Here is a 14339-nt window from a genome sequence, read left to right as displayed (position 1 = left end):
GCATGGTCGATCTTTCGCCTCGTTCCTGGCTGTCCGTCGCGTTGACCGGCGTGCTGGCGATGGGCACGCTCACCGCCTCCACACGGAGCGCGACCGCCAGGCAGGAGGGGGTGGAGCTCGGTCAGGCGGAGGACTGCGCGCTCATGGCCAAGCTCGGGGTCAACAGCACGGATCTGACCAGGATCGCCGGTGACGTCGACGTGAGCCCCGGCACCATCGTGACCGGCTTTCCGCCGGGTAAAGTACTGGGAGAGATCAACACGGGCAACGCGGACGCGGCGGAGGCCATGCAGCACGCGGTGGCCGCCTACCACGACGCCACCGGGCGGCCCGCCAACGGGACCATCTCCCCACAGCTCGGCGGCCTGACCGTCCCGCCCGGCGTCTACGAGAGCCCGCGGGGCTTCTTCCAGATCGACGGCACGCTCACCCTGGACGGCGAGGGGGACCCGGACGCCGTCTTCATCTTCCAGGCCGACACCGCCCTGAACACGGGGCAGGTCAGCAACATCGACGTCGTGAACGGAGCCCAGGAGGACAACATCTTCTGGGTGGTCGGCAACACCGTGAGCCTGGGGGCGCTCTCGACCTTCCGCGGCAACATCCTGGCCTGGAACGGGATCACGGTGGACGAGGGCGTGGCCATGTACGGGCGCTTGATGTCGCTCAACACCTCCATCAGCCTCACCGGCACCGAGACCGAGCCCACCACCCACATCTCGGTGCCGTTCCGTCCTCCCACCAGCACCACCGTCACCTCGTCGCCGAACCCGTCACGCCTCCACGAACCGGTCACCTTCACCGCCGTCGTGCAGGGCAGCTACGACGGGGTTCGCCCCGGTGGTGAGGTGCTGTTCAAGGACGGCTCCACCGTGCTCGGGTCGGCCCTGCTGGATGCTTCGGCCGTCGCCAGGTTCACGACCGCCGAGCTCACCCGAGGGGTGCACTCGATCACCGCCGTGTTCCTGGACGAGGGCAGCGCCGTCAACGAGGCATGGGTCTACTTCGAGCCCAGCGAATCCCCCGCAGTGGAACATCAGGTGCTCAACCGCCGATAGGTCGCGACCAACACAGGGGGAACGCAGTGTTTCGTGGGATGTTTCGTGGGATGAGGACACCGGCGCTCGCGCTGTCCGTGGCCAGTGCCGCCTGGGGGCTGTCCGGACTGGATCCGGCCTCGGCAGGCACGGCCGGCGGCGAGCAGATGATCAGAGACAGCCGTCCCGCCGCCACGCACGCGCACACGGACTGCCACAGGAAGCGCTGCGGCTGCCGATTCGCCGGGTGCGGACGGGGGAGGCGGGGTCCCCAGGGGCCGCGCGGCCATCAGGGACCGCGCGGGCCCGAAGGGCCGCAGGGCGAGCAGGGCGAGCAGGGCCCGGCGGGCCCGCGCGGGTTCGAAGGCCCGCCGGGGGAGCAGGGCGAGCAGGGGAAGCAAGGTGAGCAGGGCGAGACCGGCGAGGAAGGGGCGCGCGGGCCGATCGGCCCGCCCGGGCCCTGGGGGCTGCCCGGACCTCCCGGTCCTCCCGGTCCTCCCGGCCCTCCCGGCGGCAACGGCGCCGCCCCGAGCGTCGACACGACGCTCGTCTCGCTCACCTTCGATCCACGCGACACCAATTTCACCGCGTACGCGGCCGGCGGCACGACGTGGATCCGGGACCCTCGCACCCACGCGGCGGGAGGATGGCACAGCCTGGAGGAGGTGAAGTACTATCCCCACGGGGTGATCGGGGTCTCGCTGACCGAGGCCGTGCCGCTCGACGCCCTGCTGGTCACCGTGGCGACCTCGGACGGCCTCCTCAAACAGACCACCTGCCAGCTGACCGACGAGGTGCCACCCGCGGGACCGGCTTGGGGGGTAGCCTACTGTGCCCCGTTCGCCTTCATCCCCCCGCCGCCGGCCTGACGGCGGTCGGTTGCGGGTAAGGCTTGCGCAACGGCTCGCCCACGCGCGGTGAGCGCAGCGCGGGCCGGCGGGCTCCGCCGGTGTTCACTGCGGCGGTGAGCACAACCGGACTGAGAACCGTTCCCTTCAACCGGCCGCACGTCTCGGAGAACGAACTGGACTACATCGCCGAGGTCGTCCGCCACGGACGAACCTCCGGCGACGGGCCGTTCACCCGCCGGGCGGCGGAGCTGCTGAGCGAGCTGACCGGGTCGCGCCAGGTGCTGCTGACGACGTCCTGCACGCACGCGCTGGAAATGTCGGCGATCCTGCTCGACCTGCGGCCGGGCGACGAGGTGATCACGCCGTCGTTCACGTTCATGTCGACGGCCAACGCCTACGCCCTGCGCGGGGCCGTCCCGGTGTTCGTCGACTGCCGGCCGGACACGCTGAACCTCGACGAGCGCCTCATCGAGGCCGCCATCACCGACCGCACCCGAGCCGTCGTGGTCGTCCACTACGCCGGCGTCGGCTGCGAGATGGAGGCCATCGGCGAGCTGGCCGAGAGGTACGGCCTCGCGCTCATCGAGGACAACGCGCACGGCCTGGGGGGCGCCTACCGGGGCCGGCCCCTCGGGTCGTTCGGGGTCATGGCCGCGCAGAGCTTCCACGAGACCAAGAACGTCCAGTGCGGGGAAGGCGGCGCGCTGCTCCTCAACGACCTCGACGACCCCGGGCTCGCGGAGCGAGCCGAGATCATCCGGGAGAAGGGCACCGACCGCGGCAGGTACTTCCGCGGCCAGGTGGACAAGTATCGGTGGGTCGACATCGGCTCCAGCTACCTGCCGTCCGACCTTCTGGCCGCGCAGCTGACCTCGCAGCTGGAGTCCTTCGGCGCGACCCAGCTCCGGCGCCGCGCGGTGTGGCAGGCGTACCACGAGGGCCTGGCCGACTGGGCCGCGGGCAACCGGATCTCCCAGCCGGTGATCCCGGACGGCTGCGACCACCCGGCCCACCTGTACCACCTGCTGCTCCCCGATCTCGCGAACCGCCAGGCGTTCATCGGCCACCTCGCGGCGCGCGGCGTGCAGGCGGTCTTCCACTACCAGCCGCTGCACTCCGCGCCCGCCGGGCTGAGGTACGGGCGGCAGGCGCCCGGCGGCTGCCCGGTCACGGAGCAGGTCGCCGACCGGCTGGTGCGGCTGCCGCTCTTCGCCGACCTCGGCGAGGACGACGTGGCGCATGTCATCGACGCGGTCCTGAGTTACGAGGTGAGCTGATGGCCTGGCACGACGTGATCGAGGCGCGGGCCGTACGAGCCCAGGAGTCTCCGCTCGAGTCGGCCCGGTTCGGGTGCTCGGTGGAGCGTCTGACCGTCGCGGCCGGGTCGGACGCCCCGTTGCGGGAGGTGCGCGAGGCCGTCCTGGCTTCCACGGCGGATGTCATCGTGCTGCGGTATCCCGCCGAACAGGTCGGATGGTTCGCCGAGCTGACCGGGCTCGGCAGGACGGCCCTGTTCGCCGACTGCCTGATGTACTGGCGCCTGCGCGCGGGGGAGGGCCGCCCGCCGCGGCCGTCGCCGGAGCTCCGCGTGGCCCCGCTGAACAGCCCGGCCGCGGTCGAGGCGCTGGTGGCCGACATCTTCGCCGCATACGGAAACCACTACCTGGCCAACCCGCTCTTCGACGCCGCCGCGGCGCTGGAGGGCTACCAGGACTGGGCGCTGCGGTCCGCCGCCGAGGGGAGCTGCCTGGCCCTGAGCGACGAGTCCCGGGTCCTCGGGATCGCCACGCTGGCGGACGACGGCCCGAGGACGGAGATCCTGCTCGCCGGCATGGTCTCCGATGCGCAGGGCCGCGGCCTGTACGCCCACCTGCTCAAGGCGGTCGAGGAGCACGTCGTGGCCCGCGGGGCGCGGGAGGTCGTCATTTCGACCCAGGGACACAACACGCGGGTGCAGCGGGCCTGGGCGAGGCACGGGTTCGTGCCGGTACAGGCGCTCCTCACCGCTCATCTGGTAAGGACGCGACTCCTGCGCGCGGACGAGCCCTGATATCCCGTTGTTTTTCCGGCCGCCGATTACAATTCTCGGCATGGTCGGATTGGAACGCCGGGAAACCCGCGTCGCGAATTCACGCTTCAGGCACCGCGTGAAATACCTGATGGGCGGCGGCATGACGGCCGTCATTTACTACTGCATCATGGCCTCGGGGCTCCTTTTTCTCGACGAGCGGGTGCCTTATCTCTGCGTGGTCCTGGCCGCCCATCTCATCACCGTGGTGATCGTCTACCCGTGGTACCGGCTGATCGTCTTCCCCGGCGCCGGCGACTCCTGGCTGGTCGGCTACCTGCGCTTCTACGTGGTCGGACTCAGCGTCCTGACGGCCTCCATCGTCGGGCTGCCGATTCTCGTGGAACTCGCCGGGATTCCCATTCTCCTGGCCCAGGCGCTCATCATCGTCATGACACTGTCGGTCAGCTACGGGGCGCACCGGATGTGGACGTTTCGTCGTCGCGGATCGTCTGGACCCGGCAACCCGCCGCACAATCTTCAACAAAGAGGCGGAGCGGTGAAAAGCCGTTGACCGGCGGCCGCGCATAGTTTCGTGCGGACGGGTGGTCGCCACGGCCATGCGCGCTTCGCGAAAGGATTCACAAAGCGATGAAGGCGCTCGTTCTGGCGGGTGGAAAGGGGACGAGGCTTCGCCCGCTGACCCACACCTCGGCGAAACAACTGGTGCCCGTCGCGAACAAGCCGGTCCTGTACTACGGGCTGGAGGCCCTCCGCGACGCGGGCATCACCAGCGTGGGCATCATCGTCGGGGACACCGGGGCCGAGGTCCGTGACGCCGTCGGCGACGGATCCCGGTTCGGCCTCGAGGTGACCTACATCCGGCAGGAGGCGCCGCTCGGCCTGGCGCACTGTGTTCTGATCGCCCGCGACTTCCTGGCCGGCGACCCCTTCGTGATGTACCTCGGCGACAACTTCCTGGTCGGAGGCATCGCCGACCTGGTGGACGCCTTCCGCCGGGCCGACCACGACGCCCAGATCCTGCTCACCAAGGTCGCCGAGCCGCAGTTCTACGGGGTCGCCGAGCTCGGACCGGACGGCGAGATCCTCCGGCTGGAGGAGAAGCCGGAGCATCCGCGCAGCGACCTCGCCATCGTCGGGGTCTACACCTTCTCTCCGGCCATCCACGAGGCGGTGCGGGCGATCATGCCGTCCGCGCGAGGTGAGCTGGAGATCACCGACGCGATCAAGTGGCTCATCGATCACGGCTACAGCGTCCACTCCCACTTCGTCAGCGGCTACTGGAAGGACACCGGACGGCTCCAGGACATGCTGGAGTGCAACCGGATCGTCCTGGAGACCATCACCCCGGGCATCCGGGGGATCGTGGACGGGCTCTCCGAGATCACCGGAAACGTCGTCATCGACCCCGGCGCCTCGGTGGCGAACTCGGTGATCCGAGGGCCCGCGGTGATCGGGGCCGACACCAGGATCAGCGACTCCTACATCGGCCCCTACACCTCGATCGGCGAGAGCTGCGTGCTGCAGGACTCCGAGGTGGAGTACGCCATCGTGCTGCGGAACTCCACCATCAGGGGGGTCTCCCGGCTCACGTACTCCCTGATCGGCCGGAACGTCGAGGTCACCCGCGCCGATGGAGTGCCCAACACCCATCAGCTCATGGTCGGCGATCACAGCAGGGTTCAGGTGAAGGCGTGAACGGCACGACAGGTGACGTCGCCTGACCAAGGAGGGGGACCATGGAGGCCACGGAGATTCGCCGCACGGTCGAGTTGGAGGACCGTCACTGGTGGTACCGCGAGCGGCGCGCGATCCTCGCCCGCGAGCTACGCGAGCTGCGTCGCAGCGGCGCGCCCGGCAGGGCGCTCGACATCGGCGCGGCGGGGGGCGGCAACACCCGGGTGCTCGTCCGGCACGGATGGGACGCGCTGGTCGCGGACTACTCCGAGACCGCGGTGGAGCTCGCCCAGGGGCGCGGCCTGCGGGCCATCCACGCCGACGCGCGGGACCTGCCGCTGCCCGACGGGTGGTTCGATCTCGTTCTCGCCTTCGACGTGCTGGAGCACATCGAAGAGGACGACCGGGCCGCCGGCGAGATCGTGCGGGTGCTCCGGCCGGGGGGAACGGCGTTGATCACGGTGCCGTGCGATATGGCGCTCTGGTCGGCGCACGACGTGGCGTCGGGGCATGTCCGCAGGTACACCCGCGAGACCCTGCGCGGCCTGCTGACGGGACAGGGCCTGGTCCTCGACCGGCTCTGGAGCTGGAACGTGCTGCTCAGGCCGGTTGTCGCCCTCCGCAGGAGGCACACGTCGGGTTCCGACGTGATGGAGACCTCGCGCCTGGTCAACGCGGGACTCTCGGCCGTGATCACGGCCGAGAGATATCTGCCGGTGAAGTCGCTGCGGGGCGTCTCGCTCATCGTGCGGGCACATCGCCCACCGATGCCGACAGTGAGTATGACGTAACGCGTTCACTCAGTTACGGAGAGCATATCTGTGCAGTACGACTGTGGTGTGAAGCACCCTCAGGAGCCTGAATCCGCGACCTTGGCTCAGTCGCGTCACGCGCTCGTCCCGACCGGGCGGTTCCGCTCGACGCCGGTCATCCGCCTTCGCCTCCCGCGTCCTGGTCGTTCCCGCCGGCGAAGCGCCCGCCGTCCCGCACTGGTGACGGTCATCGCGAGCATGCTCGCGATGGGCGCGGTCGTGGTGACGCCCGGCAGAGCCGACGCGGTGCCCCCCATCACGCTCGGGGAGGCCGCGCCCTTCGGGGTTCTGGCGGGCTCCGCGGTCACCAATACGAACAACACCGCGGTCACCGGGCAACTGGGCGTCAGCCCGGGTAACTCGGTCGTCGGCTTCCCGCCGGGCACGGTGAGCGGCGCCATACACGCGGGCGACGCCGCCGCGGCGTCGGCCAAGGCCGACGCGGTCGCCGCCTACGACGACGCCGAGGGACGGGGACCCGCCACCGGCGTGGCCCCGCAACTCGGCGGGACGACCCTGACGCCGGGCGTCTACCGGCCGTCGTCGGGCACCGCCTTCCAGATCAACGGCGTGCTCACGCTCGACGCGCAGAGCGATCCGGACGCGATCTTCGTCTTCCAGGCGTCAACCCTCACCACCGCGACCGTCAGCACCATCACCCTGACGGAGGGCGCTCAGGCGGACAACGTCTTCTGGCAGCTCAGCGGTTCGGCCACGGTCGGAACGAGCGCCACGTTCCAGGGAAACGTGCTGGCGGACAACTCGGTCACGGTCAATTCCGGCGCCGCCGTCAAGGGTCGCCTCATCGCGCTCAGCAACAACGTGATCCTCCAGGGCACCACCACCGGACCGCACACCCGCATCAACGTGCCGGACGACCCGCCGACGGAGACGACGCTGACCACCTCCCCCAACCCTTCCCAGGGCGGGCAGACGGTCACCCTGACCGCCACGGTGAGCCCCGTCTCCGGCGAGGTCGTGCCCCAGGGTGATGTCGCCTTCAAGGACGGGACGACCCTCCTCGGCGAGGACCTCCTGGACCAGAACGGCGTCGCCACGCTCGACGTCTCCACCCTGGGCGGCGGAAACCACCAGATCAGGGCCGTCTATCTGGGCGGAGACACCTTCAACGGTGAGGAGGTCATCCATTTCGCTCCCAGCACGTCGCCCGCGATCGTCCAGGTGGTGACCAACAGCCTGTGGCCCAATTCGGTCACGCCGGCCGTCGTCAATCACACCGCCACCGACCCGGTCGTGCTGGGGGTCAAGTTCAGGGCCGACACGACGGGGTTCGTCACGGGCATCCGTTTCTACAAAGGCTCGCAGAACACCGGGACCCATGTCGGCAGTCTGTGGACCACCGGCGGCACTCAGCTCGCGACCGTGACCTTCTCCGGTGAGACGGCCTCCGGATGGCAGCAGGCGAACTTCTCGACGCCTGTCTCGATCAATGCCGGCACCACCTATATCGCTTCGTATCACACGGTATCGGGGCATTTCTCGTACGACCTGCAGTACTTCAACACCCAGTACGCCAACCAGCCCCTCCGCGCTCTCGCGAACGGCGTGCAAGGAGGGAACGGCGTATACACCTACAGCGCCACGAACACGTTCCCGACGACCACCTTCCGTGCCACCAACTACTGGGTCTCGCCGATGTTCGTACCGTCGGACACCGTGTGGGAGGACACGGCGACGCCGGCCGCCACGGCCCCCAGCGGTGCCAGCCCGCTGGTGGTGGGGGTCAAGTTCAGGGCTTCCAGGGACGGGGTCGTCAGGGGCATCCGGTTCTACAAGGCCGCCCAGAACACCGGGACCCACGTCGGGAGCCTGTGGACCAGTGGCGGGGCGCAGCTCGCCAGTGTGACCTTCTCCGGTGAGACGGCCTCCGGGTGGCAGCAGGCCTACTTCTCGTCGCCTTTCCCGATCAACGCCGGCACTACCTATATCGCGTCGTATCACACGACATCAGGGCGTTTCTCGTACACGCTGCAGGACTTCGCCGGGCCGCAGGTCAATTTCCCGCTCACCGCGCTCGAAAACGGCGACGAAGGAGGCAACGGGGTCTACACCTACAGCGCGACGAACACGTTCCCGACAAGCAGCTACCAAGCCACGAACTATTGGGTTGACGTATTGTTTGACATCGATTAGCCCGAACGCCCGCACGGCAGCCCCCGAAATCCCCGCACCTGTGGTTAGAGTGCCGGAAAAGGCTTTGGTGTAAGGGGGACTGCCGTGCAGGTGGATGCCGCGGCTCTGGATATCGGCACGGTACGTCATTCCACGCTGGCCGACCCCTCGGGAAGGCGATACGTCGATTTCCGGCGCTCTCTCACGCCTCGCTGGGGTGTTGTGTGGACAACGCTGTTCGGGGGGCATGCGGCCCTCTTCCTTTCGGCGGCGCTGACCGCCTTTCTCGGGCAGGTCATCACCGCCGGATGGCCGGGCCTGAGCGCCCTCGCCGTCGCCGGGGGAGCGATGATCGGCTTCTGCCTGCACTATCTGACGACCTACCTGCACGAAGGGGCCCATTACAATCTGGCGCCCAGCCGCCGTGCGAGTGATGCGGTGACGAACGCCTGCGTCGGCGTCTTGGTCGGCATGAATGTAAAGGCGTATCGAAAGGTGCATTTCGACCACCATCGGTACCTGGGAACGACGCGTGACCCGGAGCGCAGCTACTTCCTTCCGCTCAATCTGCGCTTCCTGGTCGAAGGAGTCACGGGCATCCGCCTGATTCGTGCCCTGAAGGGGTATCGGGAGCTGGTGAAAAGTAAGTCGCGCACGAGTGACGAGGCCGTGGGCGGCGGCTCTCTGGACGTGGTCTTTCTCCTTTCCATCGCGGTGAACGCGTCGATCGTCGCCTGCTCGCTCTGGTGCGGAGCCGTTGTGCTCGCCATCGCCTGGACGCTGGGACAACTCGTCTTCCTGCCGCTGCTCAACACCGTCCGGCAGGTGCTCGAGCACCGCAGCGAGTTCGCCGACGACCTCGCCGACTACAGCCGCGTCCCACACGGGCCGGTGAACCGGCTGTTCGGCGCCGGCGTTTTCGCGGCCCTGTTCGGAGCGGCGGGATTCAACCGCCATCTGCTGCACCACTGGGATCCCAGCGTGTCGTTCACCCGGCTGAAAGACGTGGAGCGTTTCCTCATGCACACCGAGATCGCGCCGATACTGCGGGCGCGGCAGACCTCCTACTACCGTGCCTGGCGGCAACTGGAGAGAATATGAACGAGCACACCGTCGAGCGACGGGCGCCCGGCGAAGAGGGCGCCGGCACGGCCACGCGGTGCCCGGGGTGCCAGGCATCCGGAGCGGTTCGCTGGGCGCGGGCCCGCGACGTCGAATATCACACCTCTGACCAGGAGTTCGACTACTACCGGTGCGCACGGTGCGGCGCCGTGTTCCTCGACCCCATGCCGGTCGACCGGCTCGCGCAGATCTATCCGGCCAACTACTACGCCTACGCGTCCGACGAGCAGTCGTTCGTTCACCGGATCAAGGATCGTCTCGACGCCGTGCGGCTTCGGCGGATCCTGTCGAGGCTGTCCGGTGACGACCTGCGGGTCCTCGATGTGGGCGGCGGGGACGGCTGGCAGCTCGACGTGATCCGGGGCATCGATCCGCGGGTCACGTACACCCAGGTGGTCGATCTGGACGCGGCCGCTCAGGCTCGGGCTGTGGCGAGGGGGCATCACTTCTTCTGCGGCCGTGTCGAGGACTTCACCACCGAGCGACGCTTCGACCTCATCCTGCTCATCAACCTGATCGAGCACGTCAGCGATCCGGGGGAGGTGCTCAGGACGCTCCGCCGCCACCTCACGCCGCAGGGCGTGATCCTGATCAAGACCCCCAACATGGACAGCCTGGACGCCCGCCTCTTCCGGCACCGCGACTGGGGCGGATACCACTGCCCGCGGCACTGGGTCCTGTTCGATCGGCGGAACTTCACGAGTCTCGCGGCCCGGTGTGGATTCGCCGTGCACCGGTTCGCCTACACACAGGGCGCGCCGTTCTGGAGCACGAGCATCCTGGCGCAGCTGGCCCGCCGCGGATGGGTGAAGGTCTCCGCGGAGCGTCCGATGACCCAGCACCCGCTCTTCCCGCTGCTCGCCGCCGCCTTCGCCGGCTTCGATCTCGTCCGGGTGCGGCTCGGCGGACGGCCCTCGCAGATGTTCGTCGAGCTCGTCCCCGCACCTGCTCCCGACGGCCGCTGACCGGCCGCTGACCGTTCACGCCGCCCACGCTCGGGAATCGAGCGTGGGCGGCGTCAGCGTCGAGCGGCCACGACTAGACCTGCCCGCTGTCCTCCTGCTCCAGCCACCGGGGATTCGCCCGAGCCCACGCGATCGTCCGCGCGAGCCCTTCGCGGAGGCCGGTCGAGCTGCGCCAGCCGAGCACCTCGTAGGCCTTCGTGGCGTCGGGAATCCGCCGATGGAGATCCTGGTAACGCTCGCCGAGGCGCTCGCGCATGTCGACGGGAACGGTCGTCGGTTCCCCTCCCGCGAGTTCGCCGGCGAGTCGCACCGCCTCCCGGACCGTCGTCTCGTCCGAGCTGCCGATGTTGAAGCATTCGCCATCGGCCTTCTCGCTCGACCCGGCCATCACGGTGGCGGTAATGGCGTCGTCGACGAACGTGAAGCACCGGGTCTGGCCGCCGTCGTCATAGACGACAGGGGCGAGACCGCGGAGCGCCCGGTGGATCGTCCGGCTGATGACGAACGCGGGCCGTTGGCGCGGGCCGTAAACGTTGAAGTAGCGCACGATCGTCGCCTTCAGGCCGCGCTGCCGGATGAAGCCGAACGTGAGATGCTCGGCCAGCGCCTTGCTGGAGGAGTAGCTCCACCTGTCGGTGGCCGTGCTGCCCAGCACCCGATCGTCGTTCTCCGACCAGGGAACCGCGGGGTTCTTGCCGAAGACCTCGCTCGTGCTGGCGACGACGACCTTCGCCCCGGCCCGCTCCGCGAGCTCGAGCGCGTTCCTCGTCCCCGACAGGTTGATGTCGATGACATCCAGCGGCTGGTCAAGGTACCGGTCGACACCCACGACGGCGGCGAGGTGGTACACGACCTCCACGCCCGGTGTGATGGCCTCGGCGAGCTGGGACCTGTCCCGGATGTCCCCTGTGACATACCGGGGCGCGACGGCGCCGGCGAGCTGACCGGGGGGCGGTTCGGCATGGTCGAAGACCGTCACCTCGTTGCCCTCCGCCGCGAGCCGCTCGACGAGATGGCTCCCCACGAACCCGCCACCACCTGTGACGACGACACGAGCCATGGCGTCTACCGTCCGATCCCGCGATAGGCGAAGCCCAGCTGTCGCAGCCGCGCGATCGTCTCGCGGGAGTAGTAGGCACGCCCGTCGATCACCGCGCACGACGCGCCGGCCCACTGGCGGAGCTCCGCGAAGTCCAGGGCTTCGAACTGCCTGTGCCAGGCGAGAACCGCCAGGCAGTCGGCGTCCCGTACCGCCTCTTCGAGCGAGGCGGCCGGCCGCAGCCCGAAGGTCTTCTCGGCCTCGTCGTCGTCCACCAGCGGATCGAAGAGGGTGACCTGCGCTCCCGCTTCGCGGAGTGCCGCGACGACGGGCTGGGTGGGCGTCGCCCGCAGGTCTCCGGTGTTGTTCTTGAAGGCCAGCCCCAGCACCGCGACCTTCGCCCCGGCCGGGGTCCGGCCGAGCTTGGCCAGCTCGTCCTCGATGAGGCGGAAGGTGTAGAGGGGCATGCCGTCGTTCACCTCCCGGGCGGCCGGGATGGTGACGAGGTCGACGCCGTGGTCACTGGCCGAGCGCCACACCATCCACGGGTCCTTCGTCAGGCAGGAGCCGCCGACGCCGACGCTCGGCAGCAGGATGTTGACGCTCCCGCTGCCCTTCTTGATCGAGTTCGCCGCCGAGATCACGTCGAGCACGTCGACGTCGAGCGCGCCGCACACCTTGGCGAGCTCGTTGGCCATCGCGATGTTGTGATCGATCCACCAGTTGTCGGCGAGCTTGACCATCTCCGCCGTTTCGAGCGAAGCGCAACGGATCACTTCGACGCCGAGGCCCCGCTGCCAGAACGCCGCCGCGGCCTCGGTGCTGTCGTCGCACCATCCGCCCACGACGATGGGGAAGCTGCGGAGCTCGTTCAACGCGTTGCCCTCGGACAGCCGCTCCGGGCAGAACGCGAGGCCGAAGTCGGTGCCGCACGTCAGTCCCGAGCTCTCGAGCAGGGGAACGACGAACTCGCGGGTCATCCCCGCTGGGACCGTGCTCTTGAAGACCAGCAGCTGGCCGGGGCGGATGCGCCGGCTCAGGTCCTCGCAGGCGCTTCGCAGCTGGAGGTCCATCAGCACGCCCTTGTCGCGGATGGGCGTGCCGACCGTGACGATGACGACGTCGGCGGACGCCACCGCCTCGTAGTCCGTCGTGGTCCGCAGCCTCGGTGTGCCCGCGAGGCGGGACACGAGTTCGGGCAACCCCGTTTCGCTGAACCGGCAATGGCCGCGGCTCAGCTCCTCGACGAGCGAGGCGTCGGTATCCACTCCGATCACCTGGATGCCGTTGTCGGCGAGAATCGCGGCTATACAGGATCCGACGTATCCCAGGCCGATCACTCCGGCCGTGATGTTTTCCCGAGCGGGCAGGAAACGCACACTCACTCCATTCGACGAATTCTTTGTCGAACCGACGAGATTCGGCGTGGCCGATCTCGTATTTCTCTTTTCCGTTCTAGACCCCGTTGTCGTGGCAGGCGGCGGTGGCGCGCGTCCGGGCCGATTCGCGGGCGATAGATTGGCCCATTGGTGAAGATCTGCTGAAGATCGGTGCTAGGGATTGTTGTGCGCGGGAGCGCCCGCTCCGCTGCTCTGCCGGGGCACCTCGAAGGGCACGGACGATCCGGCCCGCTCCCGCACGACGTACGTCGGGCGTCCCATTCCACTGCCGTGAATGCGGCCGATGTATTCACCGAGAACTCCGATGGAAATCAACTGCGCGGCGGAGAACAGCGCGACCATCGAGGCGATCATGGTGAACCCGGCCACCGTCGTGCCTCCTGAGGCGAAGCGCCACAGGACGGCCCCACCCAGCAGCAGGCCGAGCGTGCCGACGAGGAATCCCAGGTAACTGGCCAGACGGAGGGGGGCCGAGCTGTATCCCAGCACCATGTTCGCCGTGTGCCGGATCAGCAGCCGCAGCGAGTAGTTGGATCGTCCGTGCTCGCGGTGGCTCATGTGCACCTGCGACGAGCCGACCTTCGTGGTGGCCCAGGACAGGGCCACGTCGATGGAGGCGTGTGGACCGGACAGTCCTTCGAAGCCGTCACGAAGGTGGGTCCGGAAGGCGCGGAAGGCGCTGATCTTGCGGGCGGAGCGGATGTCCAGGGCGGCGGACATGCCGGCTTTCACGGAGCGGGACGCGAGGCTTCTCAGGAATCCGTGCTCCTCCACGTGCGGCACGCCGTAGACCAGGTCGAGGTGATCGCGCTCCAGCGTGGCCAGCAGGTGGGGGATCTGCTCGGGGAGATGCTGCAGGTCGTCGTCCATCGTGACGACGACCTGGAACTGCGCTTCCCTGATGCCGGCGACCAGCGCGTTGTGCTGGCCGTAGTTGCGGGACAGATGGATCGCCCGGACGCCCTCCACCTGGCGGGCCAGGTCGGCGGCGGCCGACCAGGTGTCTTCCGGACCTCCGTCGACGACGAGGATCACCTCGTACCGGACGGACAGATCACGAAGGACGGAGACGAGTCTGGGCACCAGCATCGGAAGAGTCCGCGCTGATCGGTAACACGGGATGACCACCGACACTGACTCCGACATTGATCCTCCGAGTCTTTCCACGGCTTTTGACCATGGCTCCTGCCGGTCATCGCATCACATGGCCGGGGATGGCCGCCTCGACGGGCTCGGCCCATTGCGCTCTCCTTGGCGCGGTATTACCACCGGCC

The 14339-nt window shown here is 68.6% G+C and carries 13 protein-coding genes; 10 read left to right on the top strand and 3 right to left on the bottom strand.

Translation table 11 applies throughout. From position 1 onward, the window contains the following. Positions 1-2 precede the first annotated feature (2 nt). The 10 genes from AB0C16_RS07200 (at position 3) to AB0C16_RS07155 (ending at position 10626) form a co-directional block, all read left to right on the top strand. Positions 3-1058 (top strand): ice-binding family protein, encoded by a 1056-nt coding sequence (locus tag AB0C16_RS07200; protein WP_357679842.1) that lies wholly within the window; start codon positions 3-5, stop codon positions 1056-1058. 50 nt (positions 1059-1108) lie between these two features. Next, positions 1109-1906 carry a hypothetical protein gene (locus AB0C16_RS07195; RefSeq protein ID WP_357679840.1) on the top strand — a complete coding sequence of 266 codons (798 nt, stop codon included), beginning with the start codon at positions 1109-1111 and terminating at the stop codon, positions 1904-1906. Between the two features lie 95 nt (positions 1907-2001). Further along, positions 2002-3165, top strand: a complete 1164-nt coding sequence (gene rffA / locus AB0C16_RS07190; RefSeq protein ID WP_357679838.1) for a dTDP-4-amino-4,6-dideoxygalactose transaminase — start codon at positions 2002-2004, stop codon at positions 3163-3165. Further along, the gene (locus AB0C16_RS07185; RefSeq protein ID WP_357679836.1) at positions 3165-3938 is read left to right on the top strand and encodes a GNAT family N-acetyltransferase; all 774 of its coding nucleotides are present in this window, start codon (positions 3165-3167) and stop codon (positions 3936-3938) included. The genes rffA and AB0C16_RS07185 overlap by 1 nt, the downstream gene beginning before the upstream one ends. A gap of 40 nt (positions 3939-3978) precedes the next feature. After that, on the top strand, positions 3979-4470 hold the full coding sequence (locus tag AB0C16_RS07180) for a GtrA family protein (RefSeq protein ID WP_357679835.1): 492 nt from the start codon (positions 3979-3981) through the stop codon (positions 4468-4470). A 77-nt stretch (positions 4471-4547) separates the two neighbouring features. Next, positions 4548-5615 (top strand): glucose-1-phosphate thymidylyltransferase, encoded by a 1068-nt coding sequence (locus tag AB0C16_RS07175; protein ID WP_357679834.1) that lies wholly within the window; start codon positions 4548-4550, stop codon positions 5613-5615. Between the two features lie 41 nt (positions 5616-5656). Then, positions 5657-6385: a class I SAM-dependent methyltransferase gene (locus AB0C16_RS07170; RefSeq protein WP_357679832.1), complete on the top strand. Its 729-nt coding sequence runs from the start codon at positions 5657-5659 to the stop codon at positions 6383-6385. Between the two features lie 228 nt (positions 6386-6613). Beyond that, positions 6614-8560, top strand: coding sequence for a DUF4082 domain-containing protein (locus AB0C16_RS07165; RefSeq protein WP_357679830.1), 1947 nt, complete (start codon positions 6614-6616; stop codon positions 8558-8560). 84 nt (positions 8561-8644) lie between these two features. Continuing rightward, positions 8645-9640, top strand: a complete 996-nt coding sequence (locus AB0C16_RS07160; protein WP_357679828.1) for a fatty acid desaturase — start codon at positions 8645-8647, stop codon at positions 9638-9640. Then, entirely contained in the window at positions 9637-10626 is a 990-nt protein-coding gene (locus AB0C16_RS07155; protein WP_357679826.1) for a class I SAM-dependent methyltransferase, read from the top strand. Before AB0C16_RS07160 ends, AB0C16_RS07155 begins: the two co-directional genes overlap by 4 nt. Positions 10627-10699: 73 nt before the next feature. Here AB0C16_RS07155 and AB0C16_RS07150 read toward each other — a convergent pair whose 3' ends face one another. From AB0C16_RS07150 to AB0C16_RS07140, 3 genes are all read right to left on the bottom strand, one after another. Then, positions 10700-11686, bottom strand: coding sequence for an NAD-dependent epimerase/dehydratase family protein (locus AB0C16_RS07150; RefSeq protein WP_357679824.1), 987 nt, complete (start codon positions 11684-11686; stop codon positions 10700-10702). 5 nt (positions 11687-11691) lie between these two features. Then, the gene (locus AB0C16_RS07145; protein WP_357679822.1) at positions 11692-13044 is read right to left on the bottom strand and encodes a nucleotide sugar dehydrogenase; all 1353 of its coding nucleotides are present in this window, start codon (positions 13042-13044) and stop codon (positions 11692-11694) included. Between the two features lie 174 nt (positions 13045-13218). After that, the gene (locus AB0C16_RS07140) at positions 13219-14211 is read right to left on the bottom strand and encodes a glycosyltransferase family 2 protein (RefSeq protein WP_357679820.1); all 993 of its coding nucleotides are present in this window, start codon (positions 14209-14211) and stop codon (positions 13219-13221) included. Positions 14212-14339 lie beyond the last annotated feature (128 nt).

This window comes from Nonomuraea sp. NPDC048916 (genome assembly GCF_040649575.1).
In the GTDB taxonomy this organism is placed as follows: domain Bacteria; phylum Actinomycetota; class Actinomycetes; order Streptosporangiales; family Streptosporangiaceae; genus Nonomuraea.
Note: the sequence above shows the minus strand (reverse complement) of the source record. Positions and strands in the feature narration are given on the sequence as shown.